The sequence below is a fragment of the Streptomyces sp. NRRL S-350 genome, from assembly GCF_000719705.1.
Classification (GTDB): Bacteria; Actinomycetota; Actinomycetes; order Streptomycetales; family Streptomycetaceae; genus Kitasatospora.
The window spans coordinates 29,611-53,359 of record NZ_JOHO01000028.1; the positions used below are offsets into that span (position 1 = coordinate 29,611).

23 protein-coding genes are annotated in these 23,749 nt (G+C 74.7%); 20 read left to right on the forward strand and 3 right to left on the reverse strand.

The features are described 5' to 3' along the window. Positions 1 to 231: 231 nt before the first annotated feature. Complete coding sequence (locus IF30_RS0124015; RefSeq protein ID WP_051710968.1) at positions 232 to 1,719, forward strand: S8 family peptidase; 1,488 nt, start codon at positions 232 to 234, stop codon at positions 1,717 to 1,719. A gap of 156 nt (positions 1,720 to 1,875) precedes the next feature. Beyond that, positions 1,876 to 2,223, forward strand: a complete 348-nt coding sequence (locus IF30_RS0124020) for a hypothetical protein (RefSeq protein WP_030242087.1) — start codon at positions 1,876 to 1,878, stop codon at positions 2,221 to 2,223. Between the two features lie 55 nt (positions 2,224 to 2,278). On the opposite strand, the gene IF30_RS0124025 is transcribed toward IF30_RS0124020, so the two are convergent. After that, positions 2,279 to 3,196, reverse strand: a complete 918-nt coding sequence (locus IF30_RS0124025) for a HipA family kinase (protein ID WP_030242088.1) — start codon at positions 3,194 to 3,196, stop codon at positions 2,279 to 2,281. A gap of 91 nt (positions 3,197 to 3,287) precedes the next feature. On the opposite strand from IF30_RS0124025, the gene IF30_RS0124030 reads away from it, so the two are divergent. The 9 genes from IF30_RS0124030 to IF30_RS0124070 all read left to right on the forward strand — a co-directional run bounded on the left by IF30_RS0124030 (position 3,288) and on the right by IF30_RS0124070 (position 14,225). Beyond that, positions 3,288 to 3,728 carry an SRPBCC family protein gene (locus IF30_RS0124030; protein WP_030242089.1) on the forward strand — a complete coding sequence of 147 codons (441 nt, stop codon included), beginning with the start codon at positions 3,288 to 3,290 and terminating at the stop codon, positions 3,726 to 3,728. Positions 3,729 to 4,028: 300 nt separating this feature from the next. Next, on the forward strand, positions 4,029 to 5,183 hold the full coding sequence (locus IF30_RS0124035; RefSeq protein ID WP_030242090.1) for a glycosyltransferase: 1,155 nt from the start codon (positions 4,029 to 4,031) through the stop codon (positions 5,181 to 5,183). A gap of 392 nt (positions 5,184 to 5,575) precedes the next feature. Beyond that, entirely contained in the window at positions 5,576 to 7,099 is a 1,524-nt protein-coding gene (locus IF30_RS0124040) for a sugar transferase (RefSeq protein WP_030242092.1), read from the forward strand. A gap of 5 nt (positions 7,100 to 7,104) precedes the next feature. Then, the gene (locus tag IF30_RS0124045; RefSeq protein WP_107054502.1) at positions 7,105 to 8,415 is read left to right on the forward strand and encodes an O-antigen ligase family protein; all 1,311 of its coding nucleotides are present in this window, start codon (positions 7,105 to 7,107) and stop codon (positions 8,413 to 8,415) included. Then, positions 8,412 to 10,139 carry a lipid II flippase MurJ gene (locus tag IF30_RS0124050; protein ID WP_051710970.1) on the forward strand — a complete coding sequence of 576 codons (1,728 nt, stop codon included), beginning with the start codon at positions 8,412 to 8,414 and terminating at the stop codon, positions 10,137 to 10,139. Before IF30_RS0124045 ends, IF30_RS0124050 begins: the two co-directional genes overlap by 4 nt. Beyond that, positions 10,129 to 10,980: a polysaccharide deacetylase family protein gene (locus tag IF30_RS0124055; RefSeq protein WP_078891633.1), complete on the forward strand. Its 852-nt coding sequence runs from the start codon at positions 10,129 to 10,131 to the stop codon at positions 10,978 to 10,980. Before IF30_RS0124050 ends, IF30_RS0124055 begins: the two co-directional genes overlap by 11 nt. Continuing rightward, positions 10,977 to 12,092 carry a glycosyltransferase gene (locus IF30_RS0124060; protein WP_030242099.1) on the forward strand — a complete coding sequence of 372 codons (1,116 nt, stop codon included), beginning with the start codon at positions 10,977 to 10,979 and terminating at the stop codon, positions 12,090 to 12,092. The genes IF30_RS0124055 and IF30_RS0124060 overlap by 4 nt, the downstream gene beginning before the upstream one ends. Before the next feature lie 46 nt (positions 12,093 to 12,138). Next, entirely contained in the window at positions 12,139 to 13,068 is a 930-nt protein-coding gene (locus IF30_RS50615) for a Wzz/FepE/Etk N-terminal domain-containing protein (protein WP_051710972.1), read from the forward strand. Next, a complete protein-coding gene (locus IF30_RS0124070; RefSeq protein ID WP_078891634.1) occupies positions 13,065 to 14,225 on the forward strand; it encodes a GNAT family N-acetyltransferase in 1,161 nt (386 codons plus the stop codon). Before IF30_RS50615 ends, IF30_RS0124070 begins: the two co-directional genes overlap by 4 nt. Before the next feature lie 4 nt (positions 14,226 to 14,229). On the opposite strand, the gene IF30_RS0124075 is transcribed toward IF30_RS0124070, so the two are convergent. Then, the gene (locus IF30_RS0124075) at positions 14,230 to 15,435 is read right to left on the reverse strand and encodes a glycoside hydrolase family 26 protein (RefSeq protein WP_030242107.1); all 1,206 of its coding nucleotides are present in this window, start codon (positions 15,433 to 15,435) and stop codon (positions 14,230 to 14,232) included. 368 nt (positions 15,436 to 15,803) lie between these two features. Here IF30_RS0124075 and IF30_RS0124080 point away from each other — a divergent pair, with 368 nt between their 5' ends. The 9 genes from IF30_RS0124080 to IF30_RS41915 all read left to right on the forward strand — a co-directional run bounded on the left by IF30_RS0124080 (position 15,804) and on the right by IF30_RS41915 (position 22,898). Next, positions 15,804 to 16,829 carry a hypothetical protein gene (locus IF30_RS0124080; RefSeq protein ID WP_030242111.1) on the forward strand — a complete coding sequence of 342 codons (1,026 nt, stop codon included), beginning with the start codon at positions 15,804 to 15,806 and terminating at the stop codon, positions 16,827 to 16,829. A gap of 250 nt (positions 16,830 to 17,079) precedes the next feature. Beyond that, entirely contained in the window at positions 17,080 to 18,678 is a 1,599-nt protein-coding gene (locus IF30_RS0124085) for an ABC-F family ATP-binding cassette domain-containing protein (RefSeq protein WP_030242113.1), read from the forward strand. A gap of 327 nt (positions 18,679 to 19,005) precedes the next feature. Continuing rightward, entirely contained in the window at positions 19,006 to 19,239 is a 234-nt protein-coding gene (locus IF30_RS0124090) for a helix-turn-helix domain-containing protein (RefSeq protein ID WP_030059940.1), read from the forward strand. Positions 19,240 to 19,503: 264 nt separating this feature from the next. Continuing rightward, positions 19,504 to 20,310 carry an enoyl-CoA hydratase/isomerase family protein gene (locus tag IF30_RS0124095; RefSeq protein WP_030242117.1) on the forward strand — a complete coding sequence of 269 codons (807 nt, stop codon included), beginning with the start codon at positions 19,504 to 19,506 and terminating at the stop codon, positions 20,308 to 20,310. Positions 20,311 to 20,500: 190 nt separating this feature from the next. After that, positions 20,501 to 21,013, forward strand: a complete 513-nt coding sequence (locus IF30_RS0124100) for an Asp23/Gls24 family envelope stress response protein (protein ID WP_078891635.1) — start codon at positions 20,501 to 20,503, stop codon at positions 21,011 to 21,013. A 67-nt stretch (positions 21,014 to 21,080) separates the two neighbouring features. Beyond that, complete coding sequence (locus tag IF30_RS0124105) at positions 21,081 to 21,272, forward strand: hypothetical protein (protein ID WP_030242122.1); 192 nt, start codon at positions 21,081 to 21,083, stop codon at positions 21,270 to 21,272. Continuing rightward, complete coding sequence (locus tag IF30_RS0124110; protein WP_030242125.1) at positions 21,272 to 21,631, forward strand: hypothetical protein; 360 nt, start codon at positions 21,272 to 21,274, stop codon at positions 21,629 to 21,631. Before IF30_RS0124105 ends, IF30_RS0124110 begins: the two co-directional genes overlap by 1 nt. Next, on the forward strand, positions 21,628 to 22,260 hold the full coding sequence (locus tag IF30_RS41910) for a DUF6286 domain-containing protein (RefSeq protein WP_051710976.1): 633 nt from the start codon (positions 21,628 to 21,630) through the stop codon (positions 22,258 to 22,260). The genes IF30_RS0124110 and IF30_RS41910 overlap by 4 nt, the downstream gene beginning before the upstream one ends. Next, positions 22,257 to 22,898 (forward strand): hypothetical protein, encoded by a 642-nt coding sequence (locus IF30_RS41915; RefSeq protein WP_051710978.1) that lies wholly within the window; start codon positions 22,257 to 22,259, stop codon positions 22,896 to 22,898. The genes IF30_RS41910 and IF30_RS41915 overlap by 4 nt, the downstream gene beginning before the upstream one ends. A gap of 24 nt (positions 22,899 to 22,922) precedes the next feature. On the opposite strand, the gene IF30_RS0124125 is transcribed toward IF30_RS41915, so the two are convergent. Continuing rightward, positions 22,923 to 23,684, reverse strand: a complete 762-nt coding sequence (locus IF30_RS0124125; protein ID WP_030242133.1) for an SDR family oxidoreductase — start codon at positions 23,682 to 23,684, stop codon at positions 22,923 to 22,925. Between the last annotated feature and the right edge of the window lie 65 nt (positions 23,685 to 23,749).

The window sequence follows — 23,749 nt, forward strand, 5'->3', positions numbered from 1 at the left end:
CCAGGTGTGCGAAGTGTGCGGTGGCTCGTCGGCGAACCGACACTTTTTAACACTCTTGAACCTGTTTCCCTTGTTGACCTGCGGACTTTCGACCTCCGTTGTTGGACTAGATGTGACGATCAGATGTCTGCCCCTTGCGCTTATAAGCAAATATTCATTAGCGTCCGGGTCATTCCCGGTGCATCTGCCAACCGCAGCTGCCCGCATGACGACTCGGGAGGGCCAACCCCAATGAGAGTTCCTCGGATCAGCCGGACCCGGTACGCGGCCGTGGGCCTCGTGCTCGCCACCGCCGGCGCCCTCGCGCTCCCGGCCGGCACCGCCGTCGCAGCCCCCTCGGGCGACTCGACGACCGGTCCGCTGCTCAGCTACGTCGTCAACACCAAGGCCAACCACGGGCAGGTGCAGAAGGCCGAACAGGCCGTCAGGAGCCTCGGCGGGACGGTCGTCTACTCGTACGAGCAGGTCGGCGTCGTCATCGCCCGCTCGACCGACACCAAGTTCGCCGAGAAGCTGCGCCTGGCCAAGGGCGTCGAGTCCGTCGGCGCCAGCCGCACCAAGGGCATCACCGCCGCCGACCAGGGCAAGGCCGAGGTCGCCGCCGAGCCCGTCGGCGCCGCCACCGACGGCCAGGAGCCGTACGAGCCCAACCAGTGGGACATGCGCCAGATCGGCGTCGACAAGGCGCACAAGCTCTCGCTCGGCAGCCGCAACGTCACCGTCGGCGTCCTGGACTCCGGCATCGACGCCAAGCACGAGGACCTGGCCGCCAACGTGGACGCCTCCCAGTCGGTCTCCTGCATCGACGGCGGCAAGCCGAACACCGACTGGAACGCCTGGCAGCCCACCAACAGCGACCACGGCACCCACGTGGCCGGCACCATCGCCGCCGCCAAGAACGGCAAGGGCGTCGTCGGCATCGCCCCGAACGTGAAGCTGGCCGCCGTCAAGGTCGTCGACGACGGCGGGTTCATCTACCCCGAGTACGCGGTCTGCGGCTTCGTCTGGGCCGGCGAGCACGGCTTCAAGGTGACGAACAACAGCTACTACGTCGACCCGTGGATGTTCAACTGCCCCAACGACAAGGACCAGGCCGCGATCTCGGACGCCGTCCGCAAGGCCGTCGCCTTCTCGCAGCGCAAGGGCGTCCTCAACGTCGCCGCGGCGGGCAACGAGAACATCGACCTGGCCCACAAGACCACCGACGTGTCCAGCCCGGACGACACCACCCCCGGCACCCGTCCGGTCACCAACAACTGCCTGTCGCTGCCGACCGAGCTGCCCGGCGTCATCGCCGTCTCCGCGGTGGGCGTCAACGGTGACAAGTCGTACTACTCCAGCTACGGCAAGGGCGTCGTGACCGTCGCCGCGCCGGGTGGCGACGCGCGCTACCAGATCCCGAACACCCCGGACAAGAACGGCCGCATCCTGTCCACCCTGCCGGGCAACAAGTACGGCTACATGCAGGGCACCTCGATGGCCACCCCGCACACCACCGGTGTGGTCGCGCTGCTCGCCAGCACCTTCCCGTGGGCCAGCCCGGACGAGCTGACCGAGCTGCTGACCAACCAGGCGGAGTCCCACCCCTGCCCGACCGGCGAGTACAACCCGGGCGGCGCCGGCCAGTGGAAGGCCACCTGCGAGGGCGGCGCCGACGACAACGGCTTCTACGGCGCGGGCATCATCAACGCCGAGAAGGCGGTCCAGTGGTGGCGCTGACGCGCTGACCACGGCGACACCTGATCGCTGAGCCGGGGAGCGGGGCCACTGGTCCCGCTCCCCGGTCGCGTCTGAGTAGCCGTACTCAGGCCGCCGCCGCCCCCGCCGACCAGGATGGATCGGTACCCACCGGACCCACCCCAGGAGTCGATCGGCATGGCCCAGACCGCTTCCGTCGAGCAGAGCGCCCCCGCCAGGCGCAACCGGATCGCACTCGCCCTCGGCGTGGGCCAACTGCTGTTCGCCGCACCGATGCTCGCCGCCGTGGTGACCGGCGGCCTGGTGGCCGCGATGATGGGCCTCGCCGCCGGCGGCCCGGCCGTCGCGCTGCTGCCGCTCGCCGCGCTCCTCGCCGCGGGCCCCCTGCTCGGGTCGGGCCTCGCCGCCCTGATCGCCCGGGCGCAGGGGCTGTCCAAGGACATCGCGTTCCCGGTGAAGGCCTTCGGCCTGCTGCTCGGCACCGCGGTCGAGTACTTCGCCTGGATCCGCCCGGCCATCGGCTAGCACCCGGCGAGTGACCGTCTGGCACCCGGCGGTCGACCGGCGCGCCGGCGACCGGCTAGCGACCGTCGACGTGCTCGGGTCCGTCGACGTGGTGCTCCCAGACCGTCTCCACCGACGGCTTGCCGTGCAGGTCGGGCACCTCCTGCAACCAGGCCGGCCGCCCGGCCCGGGTCCGGGCCGCCTGCCGGCGGTCGGCCTCACGGAGCTGCTCGGGCGTGGCGAAGCCCTCCGGCAGCCACTCCGAGGAGAGCACCGCCCGGGCCGCCAGGTGGGTGACGTACGCGTGCCGGACGGCGTCCACCGAGTCGAAGCCGGGCTCGTCCGCCAGCCACGCGTCCGGGACCAGCGCCAGCACCTCCTCCAGCAGCGGCACGGTGACCAGCGGGCCGAGTTCCTCGTCGGCCAGCCGGACGTCCGGGGCCGAGCCGCCGAGCGCGTGCGCGCTGAGGTCGTACCGCTTGCCGACCGCCGCCCCGGCCCCCGGCCAGCGGTGGTGGAAGATCAGCGCGGCGCCGTTGTCGATCAGCCAGAGCCGCTGGTGCCAGACCACCAGGTTGGGGTTGTGCACGGTGCGGTCGACGTTGCCCGTGAGGGCGTCCAGCCAGACCACCCGGCCGGCCTCGGCGGAGCCCACCGGGATCATCCCCGGCCGGAAGTCCCGCGCCCCCGGCAGCAGGTCCATGCCGAGGTTGACGCCGGCGCTGGCCCTGAGCATGTCCTGGATCTCGGTGTCGGGCTCGTCCGCGGCGACGGCCGGGTCGAAGTCCACCAGCCGCAGCTCCGGCACCCGCAGTCCCAGCCGCCGGGCCAGCTCGCCGACGATCACCTCGGCGATCAGCGCCTTGCGGCCCTGCGCGGCCCCGGTGAACTTGACCACGTACGTTCCCAGGTCGTCCGTCTCCACCACGCCGGGCACCGAGCCGCCGGCCCGCAGCGGATCGACGTAGCGCACCGCAGTCACCAGATCGAGCACACCGGCCACCCTATCCCGCCGTGTCGCGGGCGTGACGCTGTGGTTGGCTTGCCGGTGAGATCGCTACCCGGCAGACGAGGAGAGCAAGGCCATGGGACAGGTGCAGGCCACCACCGAGCGGGTCTACGACGCCGCCCCCGAGCGGGTGTACGAGGCGCTGGCCGACTACCAGGTGACCCGCCCGAAGCTGCTGCCCGCGCAGTACAGCGAGTACGAGGTCCGGGTCGGCGGCACCGGCGCGGGCACCCAGGTGCACTGGAGGCTGCAGGCCACCGAGAAGCGGGTGCGCGACTGCCTGTTCACCGTCTCGGCGCCGACGCCGGACCGGCTGGTCGAGAAGGACGCCAACTCCAGCATGGTGATCACCTGGACCGTCGCGGCCGTCGGCGAGGGCCGCTCCAAGGTGACGGTGACCGCCACCTGGCAGGGCGCGACCGGCATCGGCGGCTTCTTCGAGCGCACCTTCGCCCCGAAGGGCCTCAACCGGATCCACGACCAGGTGCTGGCCAACCTGGCCGCCGAGGTCGGCTGAGGTCGGCTGAGGCCCCGCCGGGGTCCGCCCGGGCCGCCCGGATCGGCCGCCCGGATCGGCCGCCCGGATCGGTCGGCGGGGGTCGGCCGGCTGGGGTCGACCGGCGTCCGCCGAGGCGCCGTAATCCGCCGGCCGCGCGGTTCGGTCCCTTGGATCCATCGATGTGCGTGAATCGCCCGGCGATTCGATTGGCTCGGCCACCCGTGCGAGCGGAAAGCCGTACGGGTGGCCGAACCGCCACCTGCGGGTGACGGGGGCCGTCCGGTACGGGGGAGCCACCCTAGGCTCGCCGCCGTGCATATGACGATCCTTCACATTTCTCAACCGGTGGACGGCGGGGTGGCCCGCGTCGTCGCCGATCTGGTCCGGGGGCAGCGCGAGGCCGGCCACCGGGTGCTGGTCGCCTGTCCGCGCGGTGGGCGGCTGGCCGCGGAGGCCGCCGCGGTGGGCGCGCTGGTCCGGGACTGGCCGGCCGGGCGCTCGCCGGGCCCGGGCACCGCCGCCGAGGCGTGGCGGCTGCGCCGGATCGTCCGGGCGGCCGCGCCCGACGTGGTCCACCTGCACAGCGCCAAGGCCGGTCTGGCCGGGCGGCTGGCGGTGCGCGGCGCGGTGCCGACCGTCTTCCAGCCGCACGCCTGGTCCTTCGCCGCCGTCGACGGCGCGCTGGCCGCCACCACCCTGCGCTGGGAGCGGTTCGCCACCCGCTGGGCGCACCGGCTGCTGTGCGTCAGCGTCCAGGAGCGGGCCGACGGCGTGGCCGCGGGGGTGCATGCCGACTGGGCGGTGGTGCCCAACGGCGTGGACGTCCGGCACTACGCGCCCGCCGACCGCAGGGCCGCCCGGATCGCGCTCGGCCTGGACCTGGACGCCCCGCTCGCGGTCTGCGTCGGGCGGCTGTGCCGGCAGAAGGGCCAGGACGTGTTGCTGGCCGCCTGGCCGGAGGTGCTGCGCCGGGTGCCGAGGTCCCGGCTGGCGCTGGTCGGCGGCGGCCCGGAGGAGCAGCGGGTGGCGGAGCTGGTCCGGGAGACCGCCGAGCCCGCCCGAATCCGGCTGGTGGGGGACGTGGCGGATCCGCGCCCGTGGCTGGCGGCGGCCGACCTGGTGGTGCTGCCCTCACGCTGGGAGGGGATGGCGCTGGCCCCGCTGGAGGCGATGTCGGCCGCCCGTCCGGTGCTGCTGACGGACGTCCCGGGCGCGCGGGAGTGCCTGCCGCCCGCGGAGCGGGAGCACGCCGTGGTCGCGGTGGAGGACGCGGCGGCCCTCGCCACCCGAATGGCCGAAGCGCTGTCCGATCCGATCGAATGCGAGCGGCGTGGCGCCAGGCTCCGCGAGCACGTGGCGGCCCGGCACGACGTGCGCACAGTGGTCGAACAGGTGGACGTCCTCTACCGCCATCTGCTGGGCGCCGGACCGGCGGCGGGGCGGCGCCGCAGCCGTGTCCCAGAGCGGATCTGATCGTTTCACATGCCGTGAATGGCCGCCTTTCCGGTGCTGCCGTATTCGCACCCTCAACCGGATATGGGGCGAGGCGTAATCCGAAATACCTATTAATGGGCGGCTGGAATGAAACGGCAAGTCACCTTCCAGCCGGTACCCCCACGTTCTGTATTGTCGGATTTTGCCTGCTTCGTTCAGATTTCAGACCGGGAATTCACGGCTGAGCCCCTCGCAACCGCGCTTCTCAAGACCGGTGCCTTCGCGATCGGCCCCGCCACGGGGGATCCGAACGCCGCCAGCGGCAGCAGGTGCTGTCAGGACCGCGCCCTCCGGGCGGGGACGGCCGCCCCGCGCCAACCGGTGCCGGGGCACCATCACCCGGGGCACACAGCAGGGGAGATCGTGCGCTGATGACCATTGACCACGAAAGCGTGCCGCGAGCGGGCGGCCCCCTGTCCGGCCCCCGGCGGCCCGGCACCGGGCTGCTCGACCGCCCGGCGGGCGCGGCGCACAGCCGCGCCTTCCCGGCGCCGCGCCGGCACCGCGGGGCGGTCCGCAACCGGCTGGCCCTGCCGCTCGCCCTGGTCCAGGCCGACACCATCGCACTGTGCTCCGCCGGCGGCATCGCCAACCGGGCCCTCGACCCCGGCGCCCCCCTCGACCCCCTGCTGGGCGTGCCCGCCGTCCTGCCCCTGCTGCTCCTGCTCAACCTCGCGGGCGGCCTCTACCGCGCCCGGCTCACCCTGTCCGTGCTGGACGAACTGCCCGCGCTGGCCGCCCGGGCGGTGGTCGCCGCCGCCTTCGCCGTCACCCTGTCCGGCTGCCTCGGAGGCCACTGGCCTGACTGCGGCCCGGTCGCCCCGACCCGCCTCACCGTGCTCCTCGGCGTCCAACTGCTCACCGCCGCCGTCGGCCGCGCCGTCCTCTACCACCTGGTCCGACGCATCCGCCGCAGCCGCCCCAGCCCCACCCTGGTGCTCGGCGCCGGCCGGCTCGGCCGCCGGGTCGCCGCCGCCCTCGGCGAGCACGGCGAGTACGGGATGCGCCCGGTCGGCCTCCTCGACGCCGACCCGCCGCCGCTCGCCGACGGCACCGGCCTGCCCGTCCTCGGCGGCCCCGAGGTGCTGGAGCGCGAGGTGCGCCGCCACCGGATCCAGCACGTGATCGCCACCGCGGGCGCCGCCGACGAGGGCGAGACCGCCGTCGCCCTGCGCGAGGCCGCCCGGCTGGGCTGCCAGGTCTGGCTGGTGCCGGCGCTGCGCGAGTACGGCTCGCTGACCACCGCCCCGACCTCCGGCGGCGACCACCTGTGGGGCTTCCCCTGCCTGCGGGTCGGCCGCCCGGCGATGCGCCGCCCCGGCTGGGCCGGCAAGCGCGCCCTGGACATCACCGCCGCCACCGTCGGCCTGCTGCTGCTCTCCCCCGTCCTGGCGCTCTGCGCCCTCGCGGTCCGCTTCGACACCGGGCCCGGCGTGCTCTTCCGCCAGCAGCGCACCGGCCTGGACGGCAAGGTCTTCACCGTCCTCAAGTTCCGCACCCTGCGCCCGAGCAACGAGCACGAGTCCGCGACCCGCTGGAACATCGCCCAGGACCACCGGATGGGCGCCGTCGGCCGGCTCATGCGCAAGAGCTCCCTGGACGAGCTGCCGCAGCTGTGGAACGTCCTGCGCGGCGACATGAGCCTGGTCGGCCCGCGCCCCGAACGCCCGTACTTCGTCATGCGGTTCGGCCAGGCCTACCCCGAGTACGCCGACCGCCACCGCGTCCCGGTCGGCCTGACCGGCCTGGCCCAGGTCAACGGCCTGCGCGGGGACACCTCCATCGAGGACCGGGCGCGCTTCGACAACCGCTACATCGAGAGCTGGAGCCTCTGGCAGGACGTCAAGATCCTGTGCCGCACCGCGGTCCTGATGCTCCACCCGGACGGGAGCTGACCCGCGTGGCCCTGACCCTCACGGCCCTGCCGCGCCCCGCCTTACGCAGGGCGCTGCCCGCGCTCGCCGAGCGGCCCAGCCTGCTGGCCGCGGCCACCGTCCTGCTGGTCTGCGTGCCCACCGGCGAGAAGGACGTCGCGGCCGCCGTCCACATCACCGCCGCCGACCTCGCCTCGCTGGCCCTGGTCGCCCTCACCGCGCTCGACCTGCTGCGCGGCCGGCTGCCCGCCGTCGACCGGGCCACCTGCGCGCTGTTCGCCGGCGTCGTGGTCGCCGCCGCCGTCGCCACCGTCGGCTCGATCGACCCGGCCACCAGCATCACCGGCTTCGTCCGGCTCACCCAGGTCTTCGTGCTGGTGCCCGCCGGGGTGCTCTGCTCGCTGCGCGACCGCACCGACCAGCGCCTGGTCCTCGGCTCCTTCGTGCTCGCCGCACTCATCCAGGGCGTGGTCGGCGCGAACCAGTACCTCACCCGCACCGGCGCCTCCTACACCGGCCAGCCGATCCGGGCCGTCGGCACCTTCGGCGCGCTCGACATCATGGCGATGTCCACCGTCGTCAGCTACGGGCTGCTCGCCGCCCTCGCCCTCGCGCTCGGCGAGCGCGGGCCCGGCGGCGACGCCCGGCTGCGGCGGGCGATGTTCGCCGCAGCCGCCTTCCTCGCCTTCCCGCTCGCCGTCTCCTTCAGCCGCGGCAGCTGGATCGCCACCGGCCTCGCCGCCACCGTGCTGCTGCTGCGCGCCGACGCCCGGCTCGCCGTCCGCAGCGCCGTCGTCGGCCTGGCCGCCGCGGTCGTCCTGGTCGGCGGACTCGGCCTCGGCGGCTCCGGCGTCACCAAGCGGCTCAGCTCGATCGGCTCCGTCTCCGCCGCCCCCGACCAGTCCGTCTCCGACCGCTACGACCTGTGGGCCACCGCCGGGCGGATCTGGCAGGACCACCCCGTGCACGGCGCCGGGCCCAAGGCCTTCCAGCAACTGCGCGACAGCCACGCCCCGTTGCGGCTGTCCTCCGGCAGCGACGCCGCCGACGCCACCATCGGCTTCCAGCGCGAACCGCTGCTCTCCCCGCACAACATGTACTTCCTCGCCCTCAGCGAGCAGGGCCTGATCGGCATCACCGCCTACGCCGCGCTCTTCCTCGGCCTCCTGATCGGCTGCCTGCGCCGCTCCCGCGGCCCGGGCCTCGCCGCACTCGCCCTGCTCACCTGGGTCCTCGTCGACTTCCTGTACGCCGACATCGGCGGCACCACCACCGTGCTGACCTCCGTCGTCCTCGGCCTCGCCGCCCGCGCCGCCGCCGGGGAGGCGGACCGGTGACCACCGACCAGCCGGCCGCCCTGGCCTCCGCCCTCCCGGCGCCGCGCAGCGCCCCCGGCGAACAGCCGACCCCCGGAGCCGGCCCGGCCCCCCGGAGCGGCTTCCTCGCCAAGGCCTTCGGCATCACCGCCGGGCTCAGCGCCGCCGGCTCGGGCCTCGGCCTGCTGCGCGACCTCCTGCTCGCCCGCTACTTCGGCGCCAACCAGGGCACCGACGCCTTCCTGGTCGCCTGGACCGTCCCCGAGACGGCCGCACCGCTGCTGATCGAGGACGCCATGTCCTTCCTCATGGTGCCCGCCTTCGCCCTCGCCCTGGTGCTCCGCGAGGAGGACCCGGACGCCCCCGACCCCGTCCGCCAGCTGGTCCGCGCCACCCTGCCCTGGCTGCTGATCGCGCTCAGCGCCCTCGCCCTGGCCGCCGCCCTCGGCGCCCCGCAGTTGGTCGAGCTGCTCGCCCCCGGCCTGCCCGACCCCGGCCTCGCCGTCACGTGCACCCGGATCACCGCGATCACCGTGCTGCCGTTCGGCGTGGCCGGCTACCTGGCCGCCGCACTGCGGGCCCACCACCGCTTCACCGCCCCGGCCGGCATCTACGTCGTCCACAACCTCGGCATCCTCGCCGTCCTGCTCGCCCTCCACGCCGCCCTCGGCGTGAGCTCCGCCGCCCTCGGCGTCGCGACCGGCAGCCTGCTGATGGTCGGCCTGCTGGTCGGCCCGTTCCTGCGCCGACTGCGCCGGGGCCCGTCCGGCACCGGCCGCGCCCGCCGCTCGCGCCAGGCACTCGTGCTGATGCCGCTCGCCCTGCTGCCGGTGGCCGCCTTCACCCTGACCCGCCAGTCGCAGGTCTTCGTCGAGCGCTACCTCGGCTCGGCGCTGCCGCCCGGCACCATCTCGCACCTCAACTACGCCGCCAAGGTCTCCCAACTCGCCATGACGGCAGGCATCCTGATCTGCACCGTCACCTTCCCGCTGGTAGCCCGGGCGCTCGCCGCCGGGGACCTCACCGCCGCCCGCGACCGGGTGGAGAAGGACCTCGGCCAGGCGGCGGCCGTCGTGCTGCTCGGCACCGCCTTCCTGATGGCCTGCGCCCCCTCCGTCGTGGCGCTGCTGTTCGAGCGCGGCGCCTTCGGCCCCCGCGACACCGCCGCCACCGCCGACGTCATCCGGGTGTACAGCTTCGGCCTGCCCGCCCAGGCGCTGATCGGCGTGATGATCCGCCCGTACTTCTCGCTGCGCCCGGTGGTCCGCAGGGCCGACGACCCCGGGACGGAGGACGGCGGCCGCCGGCTGCTGGACTGGTACCCGGCCGCCGCGATGGTGCTCGGCCTCGGCGTCACCGTCGCCACCGGCCTGCTCGCGACGCCCCGCTTCGGCGCCCTGGGGCTCGCCGCCGGCAACGCGGCCGGCATCACCGCCGCCGCCGCCCTGCTGCTGCACGGCCTGGTGCTGCGGGGCATCCCGCTGCGGCTGCGCCGGGTGCTCGGCGGCCACGGCCGGCTGGTGGCCGCCGCCGCCGGGGCCACCGTGCTCGGCACCGCCGCCGCCGGACTGGCCGCCGACCCCCTGCTCTCGACCCTCCTCGGGGGCCTCACCGTCGCGCTGGCCTTCGCCGCCCTGGGCACCGGCCTCGGTGCCCGCGAGGTGCGCGGCCCGGTCCTCGCCGCCGCTCGGGCCCTGAACCCGCCAACCGTCGCCGAAGAAGGGAAGCGTCCCCATGGACAATGAACGGGGAACCGTCCGTTCGGCCCAGACGGGCGTCGGCCACGCCCCGCCGCACCAGGCGCGACTGCCCAGGAGCCGCCACCCGGTCGGCGAACCGCCGATCCCCGGCTCCGCCTCGCCGTGGATCCTGATGTACCACTCGGTGGCGGTCGAGAAGGAGGACCCGTACCGGCTCACCGTCAGCCCCGAGCGGTTCGCCGAGCAGATCGCCTGGCTGCACCGGCGCGGCCGGCGCGGCGTCTCGGTCCGCGAGCTGATGCGGGCCCGCGCCCTCGGCCGGGACGACCGGCTGGTCGGCCTCACCTTCGACGACGGCTACGCCGACTTCGCCCGCTACGCGGTGCCGATCCTCCAGGCGTACGGCTTCACCGCCACCGCCTACGTGGTCGCCGACCTGCTCGGGCGGGACAACGACTGGGACTCCGAGGGCCCCCGCAAGAAGCTGCTCACCGTCCAGGAGGTCACCGAACTCGCCGCGGCCGGCTGGGAGATCGGCTCGCACGGCCTCGGGCACCAGGCGCTGCCCGGCCTGCCGGCCGAGGCCCTGGCGGTGCAGGCCCGGGAGAGCCGGCGCCTGCTGGAGGAGGTCGTCGGCGGCCCGGTCACCGGCTTCTGCTACCCGTACGGCGCCGTCGACCTGCCCGCCACCCAGGCCATCCGGGACGCCGGCTACGACTACGCGTGCGCCATCGCGCACTCCTCGCTCACCGGCCGCTTCGCCCTGCCCCGCTGCTACGTCGGCGACCGCGACGGCGCCTGGCGGCTGCGGGCGAAGAAGGGCCGGCACCGCCTGCGCGACGCCGTCACCGAACTGCGCCGCGCGCGGGGGGAGCGCCGGCCGTGAAGGTGCTGCACATCGTCACCGGGCTCGCCGCCGGTGGCGCGGAACGCCAACTCCACCTACTGCTCAGGCACTTGCCCGCGCACCAGCGGTGCGAGGTGGTCGCCCTGACCAACCCCGGGACGGTCGCCGCGGCGCTGCGCGCCGACGGCGTGACCGTCCACCACCTCGGCATGCGCGGCAACCGCGACCTCGGCGCACTGCCCCGGCTGGTCCGGCTGGTCCGGGCCGGCCGCTACGACCTGGTCCACACCCACCTCTACCGGGCGCAGCTGTACGGCCGGCTCGCCGCGCGACTGGCCGGGGTGCGCGCGGTGGTCTCCACCGAGCACTCGCTGCACGCCGGGGTGATCGAGGGCCGCCCCGTCACCCGCGGCGTCAAGGGCCTCTACCTGGCGGCCGAACGGCTCGGCAGCACCACTGTCGCGGTCTCCCGGCAGGTCGCCCAGACACTGGGCTCCTGGGGCGTCCCGCCGACCCGGATCGAACTGATCCCCAACGGCATCGACATCGGCCGCTACCGCCTCCCGCCCGGTGAGCGGACCGCCGCACGCCGCCGGCTGCGGGCCGAACTCGGCCTGCCGCAAGGGAGTTGGGTGGTCGGCGCGGTGGGCCGGCTGGTCCCCGGCAAACGCTTCGACGTGCTGGTGGCGGCCCTCGCCGAACTCGACCCGGCCACCCGGCTGGTGCTGGTCGGCGAGGGCCCCGAACGCGCCGCGCTGGAGCGCCGGGCCGCCGAACTCGGCGTCCGGGAGCGGCTGGTGCTCACCGGCGAACGCGACGACGTGCCCGAACTGCTGGCCGCGGTCGACGTACTGGCCGCGCCCTCCACCGCGGAGACCTTCGGCCTGGGCGTGCTGGAGGGCCTGGCGGCCGGGCTGCCGGTCCGGCACAGCGCCTGCCCCGCACTCGACGAACTGCCGCCCAGTGCCGCCCCGCAGGCCCGCCGCATCCCGTCGGAGCCCGCCGCCTACGCCGCCGCGCTGCGCGACCTGCGCCACCTGAGCGACCACATCGCCGACCCGCTGCCGCACCCCCCGGCCGTCGGCCACTACGACATCGCCAGGGTCGCCGCCGACCTGGGCGCCCTCTACGACCGGCTGGCCCGCGCTTGACCGCCCGCCACCGCCGGAACCGCCGTCCCACACCCAAGGAGCCCCCATGACCACACCGCGTCGAACCGCCCGCCGCCTGGTCCGCCGCTGGTGGCCGGTGGCGCTCGCGGTGCCCCTGGGCGCCGCGGCCGGCGCCGGGTACGCCGTCGTCTCGCCCCCCTCCTACTCCGCCAGCGCCTACGTCCTGGTGGTCCCGCAGAACCGGGGCGAGGCCGCGACCGCGACCAACTTCGCCCAGGCGTACGGGCGGTTGGCGGGCCAGCCGCAGGTGCTCGCGGTGGCGGCCGCCGAGACCGGCCACACCCGGGCCGAACTGGAAGCCCTGGTGCACGGGACGACCTCCCCGGACGCCCCGATGATCGAGATCACCGGCACCGGGACGCGCGCCCAGGAGGCCGCCCGGACCGCCGACGCGGTGGCCGGCTCGCTGGTCGCCTTCGCCAACACCAGCAGCAAGGACACCAACGTCCGGCTGGTGACGCTGGCGCCGGCCGCCGCGCCGGACAAGCCGACCACGCCGTCCGCCGCGCTGGACGTCGCGGTCGGCGGCGCCGCCGGGCTGCTGCTGGGCGCGCTGGTGATGATGACCCGTCGCCGGGACACGGCCGCAGCCCCGGGGGCCGCCGCGCCCGCCGCGCCCGCCGGGACGGGAGGGACCGGGGACACCGCCGCAGACCCCGTGCCGGCGGATATCCCCGTGCCGGCGGCGATCCCCGTGACGCCGCGCCCGCGCAGCGAGGAGCAGCCGGCCAAGGCCGGGGCGGACGCCAAGCCGGAGGCCGGGACGGACTCGAAGGCCGACACCGAGACCGACACCAAGGCCGACACCAGGACCGTCGGGAACGCCGACCCGAAGGCCGGCACCGGGGCGGCGGCGAAGACCCCGGCCAAGGAGAGGACCGCCGCCAAGGAGAAGGCCCCGGCCAAGGAGAAGGCCCCGGTCAAGGAGAAGGCCGCGACCGGGAGCGGCCGATGAGCACCGAGACCCGCCGCGCCGGCCTCCCGGTCCAGGCCGCGACGCCGTCCTGGACCACCGAACTGCGCCGCGAGGACGACGCCCTGGACGCCGTCGCCGGGGAGTGGGACGAGCTGGCGGCACGCTGCCGGACCGCCACCTTCTTCCAGGCCGCCGCCTGGCAGCGTTCCTGGTGGCGCCAGTACGGCCGCCCGGGCGCCCTGCTGGTGGTGCTGGTCCGCCGGGACGGCCGGCTGGTCGGCGCGGGCGCCTTCATGCACCGCGGCGGCCCGCTCGGCGGCCTGACCGGCCTCGGTGCCGGGCTGATCGACTACACCGACGTCCTGCTCGACGACGAGTGCGCCGACCGGGCCGCCGCCGAGTTCGCCGCCGCCCTGCCGCTCACCCGCCCCTGGCACTCGCTGGAACTGCGCGAGGTGCACCCCGACGCGGCGGTGCAGCGGGTCTACGAGCACTGGCGCGGCTGCCGCCGTCGCCACCAGGACTCGCTCTGCCAGTACCTGCCGGCCGTCCCGATGGAGCGGCTGCTCAAGCGGGTGCCCGGCAAGACGGCCCAGCGCAGCCGGGTGAAACTGCGCAAGATCGCCGAGGCCGGGGTGCAGGTCCGCTCGACACCGCCGGCGGAGGTGCCGCAGGCGATGGCGGAGCTGCTTCGGCTGCACTTCCTGCAGTGGCAGGAGCGGGGTGTCACCCCGGAACACCGCACCGAGCGGTTCGCCCGGCACCTGACCGACTCCACCACCGGCCTGGTCGCCGCCGGGAAGGCCGCCGTCCACCAGTTCCACCTGGACGGCGAACTCGTCGCGGTGAACCTGCTGCTGCTCTGCCCGTCCTTCGGCGGCCTGTACCTGTACGGCGCCCACCCGCTGCTGCGCGAGCGGCTGGACATCGCCGGACTGCTGTTCAGCGCGGCGCTGGACGACACGGTCGCCGCGGGCATCCCGGTGCTCGGCCTGCTGCGCGGCCAGGAGCCGTACAAGCAGCGTTGGCGGCCGGACCGGCTGCCCAACCAGCGCCTGCTGCTGGGGCCGGCGGGGGCGGCGCCGGCGGCGGCCGTGCGAGCCTGGGCGGTGCGCGCCCGGCAGGCGGCGGCGCACCAGCTGCGCACCCGCTTCCCCCGGCTCAAGGAAGCGCTGCTGACCCGCAGCCGGAGCTGATCGCTCAGCGCCGGCCCGGGGTCGGACCGGCCGACGGACTCGGCGCGGCGCTCGCGCTCGCGGCTCCCGTCCCGCTCGGCAGGGCGGGGGCGCTCGGCGCGGAGGGCACCGCCGGCGGGGTCGGAACGGCCGGGGCGGCGGGGGTCGGGGGCGCTGTCGGCCCCGCCGTCGGCGCCCCCTTCGACCCGGACATCAGCTGCTTGAACCGGGCCGCCGAGCGCGGGTTGCTGCCGCACTGGAAGAAGCCGTGCGGGCAGTAGTCGGTGACGGTCTGGTAGGCGGTGTCGTGGGTGCGCATCCAGTCGACCATCCGCTGCACGAACTCGGGGTTGTCGCCGTTGCGGAACAGCCCCCACTCCGGGTACGAGACCGGCTTGCCGCGCCTGGCCGCGAACTCCACCTGGTCCTGGAGGCCGTAGGGCTCGCGCACGTAGTCGTCGAAGGTGCCCCCGGCGGGCTGGTCGTAGCTGTCCATGCCGATGATGTCGACCACGTCGTCGCCGGGGTAGCACTTGGTCCACGGGATCGCGTCCGTGCCCCGGTTGGGGGCGAAGTCGAAGCGGAACCGCTGCCCGGGCACCGAGCGCATCACGCCGACGATCCGCCGCCAGTACGCCTTCCACGCGGACGGGTCGGGCTTGCAGCGGTGGGTGTAGGTGGTGCCGTTCATCTCCCACCCGGGGGTGAGCACGGTGTCCGCGCCGCCCAGGGCGACCAGCCGCCGCGCGAGCTTGAGGAAGTGCCCGTCGAAGTCCCCGCGCGCGCCCTGGGCGAGCAGCCTGGCGACCTCGCCGTCCGGCACGTTCGCCTCGTTGGGCACCAGCATCGGCACGCCGAGGACGAGCAGCCGGGCCGGGTCGGCCAGCCGCCACTGCGACCACAGGCCGAGCACCACCGGGTCGCCCTCGATGTCGGCCCAGCCGTTGCCCGCCAGGTAGGTGTGGCCGACCTGCAGGTTCGCGTCGCCGAGCCACTGCGCGTACCGGCTGATCTGCGGGATGTACCTGTCCCAGGAGCCGACGAAGGCGCCGAACGGGGGCTCGTGCTTCGGCCGTTGGACCGGCGGGCGGGGAGCGGCGCCGCGCGGCTCGAAGGCGTCGGAGGAGAGGGAGTGCCGTTCGGTCCGGTTGGGCGGCGTCCCGGCCGGGACGCCGGCCGTGGCCATCAGCAGCAGGGCGGCGGCGGCCAGCGTCAGGCGGCCGATTCGCATGGTCTCTCCTCCGGACGTCGCGTGGGCGGGGCGCCCGGTCTCGGCGTGGACGGACCGTGGCGCCCCGCTCGCCGACAGTAGGACCGCCTGAGCGCAGAAAAGCCGAATGTCACCCTAAAGTGGGCGGCATTCGAACGCCGTCTGCCGCAACGGCGGCCGGCCCGCCGCCGTGTATCAGCTCTGTAACGGTCCGGCCGGGCCCGCGCTGCCCGCTCCGGGACGCGCCACGGAGCGGCCGGGGAGCCGACGACGCAGGTGGGCGGGCGGGCGTGCGGCCGGGGCGCACGGACCGGGGCGTGCGGTCAACCACCCGGGCGGGGGAGGGAACCGGGCTGACTCGCGGGCCCGGTGAAAGGTACGCTCCGGCCGTGTCCCGGAAGCCGCTGCGTGTACTGACCCCCCGCTCGATCCTGCCTGCCCTGGCGGTGATGCTGGTCCTTGCGGCCGGAGCGGCGGCACACGCGAACAAGCCGGTGCCGTTCGGCGACCGGGTGGCGGGGCCGGGTGACGCCGAGGCGACGCCGGTGAACTCGGAGTCGCTCAGCGCGGCCGACCTGGACCTGAGGGTGGGCCCGGGCCTGGAGGCGTTCCACAAGCGGACCGGCGAGCAGGCCTGGTCGTACCGCCGGGAGGGCGCCGAGGCGCTCTACCTGGCGATGGCCGGGGACAACGCGATCGTGGTCTGGGACGACGGCATGGTCACCTCGGTGCGCCCCGGCGACCACGCGGTGCGCTGGCACCGTGCCGTGCCCGGCCTGGAGGACTGGCTGCGCGGTGACGGCGATCCCGGCGCCGACAAGCGGACCGACGTCCAGCGCAAGCAGCTCGCCAAGCAGCGGGCCGCGGCAGCGCTGCACACCGTCCAGCGGGACGGCTCGCCCTGGCTGGCCCTGGTGACGCCCAACCTGACCATGGGACTGCGCGACGCCGACGGGGACCTGCGCTACAACGACAGGCCGGCCAACGGCTGCGTCTACGACCCGCTGCGCGCCGTGCACACGGACTACGCCGTGCTCATCCCGCGCACCTGCACCAACAGCAGCGGGCAGGCCGTCTCCGGCGGCATCACCGGCTACCGGCTGGACAGCAACGGCTGGGCGATGAGCACCGGCCCGGCCGCGACGGTCAAGGTGCTGGACCGCAGCCGGGTGGAGGTCACCGACGGTCCGATCGTCCCGCCCCGGGTGTTCGACACCAAGGCGGCCGCGCCGGAGACGGCCTGCGGCAGCCTCGACGCGCCCTTCGCCGCCGTCCGCCCGCAGGGCGGCTGCACGGACCCGTCGGCGCCGGTCGCGGACGCCCCGGCCGCTCCGGCCGGCGGTGCCGGCCCGACCGCCACGGACGGCCCGGCCGACACCGGGGCCCCGACGGCGCCCGCGGGGGACCAGCCGTAGCGGGCGGCGGCCGGGCGGTCCGGGAGCCGGGCGGTCAGGGGGCCCGCAGGGCGGGCCGGTACCGCGGGCGGTCGTCCCCGGGGCGTTTCGCACGGCCCGGTAGACTTGCCGCCATGGCTATCTTCTCCGGGCAATAGCGGGCGGCGGCGCTCCCACGTGCCGCGCCGACCGTCGATGAAGCCCCTTCCCGTCCGCCCGGCCCCGGGCCCCGCCCGGCCGCCCGCCCACGTCCCAGGAGTAGTTCCCAGCCATGATTTCCGCCAACGCCCTAGAGCTGCGCGCCGGTGCCCGGATCCTGATCGAGTCCGCGAGCTTCAAGGTCGGTGCCGGCGACCGGATCGGCCTGGTCGGGCGCAACGGTGCCGGCAAGACCACGCTCACCAAGGTGCTGGCCGGTGAGGGCCTGCCCGCCTCCGGGACCGTCACCCGCTCGGGCGAGGTCGGCTACCTGCCGCAGGACCCGCGTACCGGCGACCTCGACGTCCTCGCCAAGGACCGCATCCTGTCCGCCCGCGGCCTCGACAGCGTGCTGAAGAAGATGCGCGAGAACGAGGACCGGATGGCCAACGGCAAGGGCGCCACCCGGGACAACGCGATGAAGAAGTACGCCCGGCTGGAGACCGAGTTCCTCACCAAGGGCGGGTACGCGGCCGAGGCCGAGGCCGCCACGATCGCCGCCGCGCTGGGCCTGCCGGACCGCATCCTGAACCAGGAGCTGCACACCCTCTCCGGTGGTCAGCGCCGCCGCGTCGAGCTGGCCCGGATCCTGTTCTCGGACTCCGACGTGCTGCTGCTCGACGAGCCCACCAACCACCTGGACGCCGACTCGATCGCCTGGCTGCGGGACTTCCTGAAGACCTACAAGGGCGGCTTCATCGTCATCTCGCACGACGTCGACCTGGTCGAGACGGTCGTCAACAAGGTCTTCTACCTGGACGCCAACCGCTCCGCGATCGACGTCTACAACATGGGCTGGAAGCAGTACCAGCAGCAGCGCGAGGACGACGAGAAGCGCCGCCGGCGCGAGCGTGCCAACGCCGAGAAGAAGGCCGCGACCCTCAACGCCCAGGCCGACAAGATGCGCGCCAAGGCGACCAAGACGGTGGCGGCGCAGAACATGGCCCGCCGTGCCGAGAAGCTGCTGTCCGGGCTGGACCAGGTGCGCCAGAACGACAAGGTCGCCAAGCTGCGCTTCCCGGACCCGGCCCCCTGCGGCAAGACCCCGCTCACGGCCAGCGGGCTCTCCAAGTCCTACGGTTCGCTGGAGATCTTCACCGACGTCGGCCTGGCCATCGACCGCGGTTCGCGGGTCGTCATCCTCGGCCTCAACGGCGCCGGCAAGACCACCCTGCTGCGGATGCTGGCCGGGGTGGAGCAGCCGGACACCGGTGAGGTGATCCCCGGCCACGGCCTGAAGATCGGCTACTACGCCCAGGAGCACGAGACGCTGGACCCGGACCGCACGGTGCTGGAGAACATGCGCTCCTCGGCGCCGGACACGGACCTGGTGCAGATCCGCAAGATCCTCGGTTCCTTCCTGTTCTCCGGCGATGACGTCGACAAGCCGGCCGGGGTCCTCTCCGGCGGTGAGAAGACGCGTCTGGCGCTGGCTTCGCTGGTGGTCTCCAGCGCCAACGTGCTGCTGCTCGACGAGCCGACCAACAACCTCGACCCGGCGAGCCGGGAGGAGATCCTGGGCGCGCTGCGCGAGTTCTCCGGTGCGGTCGTGCTGGTCACGCACGACGAGGGCGCGGTCGACGCACTCCAGCCGGAGCGCATCATCCTGCTGCCGGACGGCGTGGAGGACCTCTGGAGCCCGGCCTACGCCGACCTGGTCTCGCTGGCCTGACCGGGAGTAGACGCGGCCTCCGCTTTTCGGACCAGAAAACCTAGTCCTTACGGCGTGTCCGGGAATGAAGTAGACCCGGATTCCGTTTAAGGACTTCCTGTCGGCCCGCCACTCGATCGTGGTCGGGCCGACACTGCTGATCAGCCAATTCGCGGCGAACGGCGGAACCCGCTCGGGGGCGTGCACTCTGCGTGAGCGCCCTGATCGGATCCGATCACCACCGCAGGACCACGCATTTCCGGCATCGACCTTGTCGAATGGGTGGCCAGGACGCGGTGGATGGGTGATCATGGGAATCTGACCGAGCAACGCTACGAGGAGGCACGGGTGGCCGAGACTCTGAAAAAGGGCAGCCGGGTGACCGGTGCCGCGCGTGAGAAGCTCGCGGCCGATCTCAAGAAGAAGTACGACTCCGGGGCGAGCATTCGCGCTCTCGCGGAGGAGACCGGTCGTTCGTACGGCTTTGTGCACCGGATGCTGAGCGAGTCCGGAGTGATCCTCCGGGGCCGCGGTGGTGCCACGCGGGGCAAGAACAAGGCGACTGCCGGAGCCGGTTCCTGACGGTTCGTCAGTCCATGGCTGGATGACGCGGCGGCAGGGCGCCGACCGAGGTGACGACAGCTGACCGTCGGCTGGGCGTCCTCCCTCGGGTCGTGTGGACCGGCCGCCGATCGTCATGTCCGGGGTGTCTCCGTCCCCCGTCCGCTTCCTCGCCCGTCGGTGCCGGCAATGCCCCGCCGACCTTTCCCGGCAGAGCCCCTGCCTTCGCGCGCCCAGGTTTGTTACTCTCCGGTAGCCACGTCCCCCGCCACCGGAGGTTCCCGCATGACCGCCCCCGCCACCGACCCGCAGGCCCCGAGCTGGGAGCGGGACGGCGTCCGCCTGGAGATCGAAGGCGAACTCGCCGTCGTCACCCTCTGTCAGCCCAAGCGACGCAACGCCCAGTCGCCGGCGCTCTGGCGCGCCCTCGCCGCCGCCGGCCGCGACCTGCCCGGGAGCGTCCGGGTCGTCCTCCTGCGCGCGGAGGGCGTCTCCTTCTCGGCCGGCCTGGACCGGGCCATGTTCACCGCCGAGGGCATCCCCGGCGAGCCCACCTTCCTCCAGCTCGCCGGCGGGAGCGACAAGGAACTGGACGACACCATCGCCTCGTACCAGGAGGCCTTCACCTGGTGGCGCCGCTCGGACGTGATCTCCATCGCCGCCGTCCAGGGCCACGCCGTCGGCGCGGGCTTCCAGCTGGCGCTCGGCTGCGACCTGCGGGTGGTCGCCGACGACGTCCAGTTCGCGATGAAGGAGACCTCGCTCGGCCTCGTCCCGGACCTGGCCGGCACCAAGCCGCTCACCGAACTCGTCGGCTACGCCCGGGCGCTGGAGATCTGCGCCACCGGCCGCTGGGTCGGCGCGGAGGAGGCCGCCGCGATCGGGCTGGCCAACCTGGCCGTGCCCGGCGCGGAGCTGGACGTTGCCGCCCGTGACCTCGCGGCGGCCCTGCTGGCCGCTCCGCGCGGCGCCGTGATCGAGACCAAGGCCCTCCTGCAGGGCGCCGCCGGGCGCTCCTTCGAGGAGCAGCGTTCGGCCGAACGGGTGGCGCAGGCCCGTCGGCTGAGGGAACTCGCCGGGATCGGCGACTGACACGCGGCGTCGGTCGGCCCGCATCGACGGCAGGCCCGGCCCGGGGGAGACCCTGGGCCGGGCCTGCGGCGTTTCCGGGTGCGCCGGGCGGCGGGTGGCGGGCGCCGCTCAGGGGGCGGGGAACGTGGCGAAATGCCAGAGTTGGGGAGGTTTGCGATATAGCTGGAGCCGTACGACGGGAGATGCGCCCATGCCTGACACTCCGACGCCCGCGACCCTGCACAAGAACCCCGGCGGCACCCCGACCCCCGGTCCGCCGCCCGGTGCCCACGGCGGGGGGAGGCCGGGCGGTGAGCGCGGCCGCACGGCGCTGGCCGTCGGCGTGGTGGAGAAGATCGCCGGGATGGCGGCCCGCGAGGTCTCCGGGATCCACGCGCTGGGCTCCGGGCTGGCCCGGACCTTCGGCGCGATGCGGGACCGGGTGCCCGGCGGCAAGGCCAGCGTCGGGCGGGGCATCAAGGCCGAGGTCGGTGAGAAACAGACCGCGATCGACATCGCCCTGGTGGTCGAGTACGGCGTGGTCATCCCCGAACTCGCCCGCCAGGTACGGGAGAACATCATCCACGCGGTCGAGCGGATGACCGGTCTCGAAGTCGTCGAGGTCAACATCGCGGTCAACGACGTGCACCTCCCGGACGAGCCCGAGTTCGAGGAGGAAGAGGAGCCGGTGCCGACGTCGGGGCAGCGGCCCAAGCTCAAGTAGGGCCCCGGCGGCAGGTGCCGGCCGGGCGGAGAACAGGACGAGGCAGCGCGGAACGAGGGAGTAGCGGATGAACCTGGCCATCGTCGGCCTGGTGGTGGGCATGGCCCTCGGCTTCGCCGGATACTTCGGGGGGTTCGCGGCGTTCCTGCTGGTGGCCGCGCTCGGGCTGGTCGGCTTCGTGGCCGGGCGCCTGCTGGAGGGCGACATCGAACTGGGCGAGCTCGGGGACCTGCTGCGCGGCCGCGACCGGCGCCGCTGATGGCGACCCCCGTCCCCGCGCCGCTCTCCGCCTCCGTCCCCGCTCCGGGCCGCCGGGGGCGGCTGCGGGTCGCCGACCGGGTCTACGCCCGGATCGCCGCCCGGGCCGCCCGGGAGGCGATCGTCGAGGCCTGGCCCGCCGGGCGGGCGAAGGGGGCGCCGCCGCACGTCTCGGTGGCCGTGCCGGGCAGCACGGTGACGGTCCGGGTCGCGGTCGAGCTGCCGTTCCCGTCCGACGTCGCGGCGACGGCCCGGGCGGTCCGGGACCGGATCGCGGCGCAGGTGGTGGGGCTGACCGGAACGAAGGTGTCGGGCGTGGTGGTGGTGGTCGAGAAGCTGGTGCCGGGGGGAGCCGCGTGAGCGCGGAGATCGTCGACGAGGCCGCCGGGACCGGAACCGCGCCGGGGCGGCCGCCCAGGCTGCGGGCGCCCAGGACGGCGGCTGCGGCGGTGGTGGCGACCGGCGTGCTGGTGGTGGCCGGGTCGCTGCTGTACGACGTGATCGCGGTACGGGTCGGGCAGCCGGTACGGCGGTGGCGGGCGCAGATCGTGGACGAACTGGCCACCCGGCACCTCGACGACCTGTGGGTGCTGGTCGGCGCCGGAGCGGCGACGCTGCTGGGCGGCCGGCTGCTGTGGCTGGCGATCGCGCCCGGGCTGCGGCGCTGGCTGGTGCTGCGGCCGTACGGGGGGACCAGCGCGGCCATCGACCGCGCCGGGATCGGGCACCTGCTGACGGACCGGGCGGCCGGACTCGACGGGATCGACCACCTGCGGATCCGGGTCGGACGGCGGCGGGTCCGGGTGGCGCTGGCCGGTCCGGCGGACCCGGCGGTGGTGCAGCGGCAGCTGCGGGACGAACTGGAACGGGTGGGGCTGGCCCGGCCGCTGCGGCTGGACGTGCGGACGGTGCGCGGCCGCCGGGCGGGCGGGAGCGCGGGAGCCGGGATCGAGCGGAGTGCCGGGCCGGGGGCGGGAGTGGCGGGGTGAGGCGGGCGGTCGTCAACCGGGTGTTGCTGGGGGCGGTCGGGCTGGTGCTGCTGGGGGTCGGGGTGCTGGTGCTGGCGGGCGGCCTGGACCTGTACCGCCGGGTGGGCGTGCATCCGCCGGACTGGTGGCCGCTCACCTCCCCGGACCAGCCGGTGGTGAGCACGCGGTCGCGGTCGCGGTGGGTGTCGTCGGCGTGGTGGTGGCCGACGGTGATCGGCGGCCTGGCCGTACTGGTGGCGGGGGCGGCGTGGTGGCTGGTGGCGCAGGTGCGGCGCACCGGGCTGTCGGTCGTCACGGTGCCGACGCCGGGCGTGAGCGGGCTGCGACTGCGGGTCGGTGCACGGGCGTTGGAGGAGGCGCTGGAGATCGGCACGGCGGTGCTGCCGGAGGTCGAGCGGGCCGGGGTGCGACTGGTACGGGCGCCGGGGCAGCCACGGTTGCGCGGGGCGGTGCGGTTGACGCCGGGCGGGGATCCGGCGGCGCTGGTGGCGCACTTCGAGGACGGGCCCCGGGCGGACGCGATCGGCAGCCTGGGGCTGCCGGACCTGCCCGCGGACCTGCGGATCCGGGTGCTCCAGGCGGCCCCCGCCGAGCCGCGACAGCGGCGGCTCCGGCGGGGACAGCCCAGGGTGGAGTAGCGGGAGCAGGAGGACGGGCGGAGGTCAGAGGGTGCGCAGGGCGCCGCCGTCGACGGGGACCATGACGCCGGTCAGGTAGGAGGCCGCGGGGGAGAGCAGGAAGGCGGCGACCTTGCCGAACTCCTCGGGGGTGCCGTACCGGCCGAGCGGGATGTCGGCGGCGGCCCGGGCGCGGGCGGCCGCCGGGTCGGGGGCGAGGGAGTCGAGCTCGCGGACCCGGTCGGTGTCGATCCGGGCGGGCAGCAGGCCGACGACCCGGATGCCGCGGGGGCCGAGTTCGTCGGCGAGCGCCTTGGCGGCCATCGCCAGGCCCGGCCGCAGACCGTTGGAGATGCCGAGGCCGGGGATCGGCTGGCGGACCGAGCTGGACAGCACGAAGCCGATCACGCCGCCCTCGGAGAGCACGGAGGCGGTGGCACGGGCGAGTCGGAGGGCGCCGAGGAAGACGGATTCGAAGGCGTCGCGCCAGGCCTCCTCGGGGGTGCTTCCGACGGGGCCGGCCTGGGGGCCGCCGACACTGATCAGGATGCCGTCGAGACGGCCGAAACGCTGCCGGGCCTCGGTGACGAGGCGCTCGGGGGTGTCGGGGTCGGCGTTGTCGGCGACGAGGCCCCGGGCGGTGCCGAGGGTGTCGAGTTCGGCGACGGCGGCGTCGACGCCCTCCTGGGTGCGGCCGCTGACGAGGACGCGGGCGCCGTCGGCGGCGAGTTCGCGGGCGGCGGCGAGGCCGAGGCCCCGGGTGGCGCCGGTGACGATGTAGGCCTGGTCTTTCAGTCCGAGATCCATGGGGAACATAGTGCCGGGTGGGGCGGGGCGAGAGCGCCGGGGGCTGGCCTTGACGTCGGGGGGAA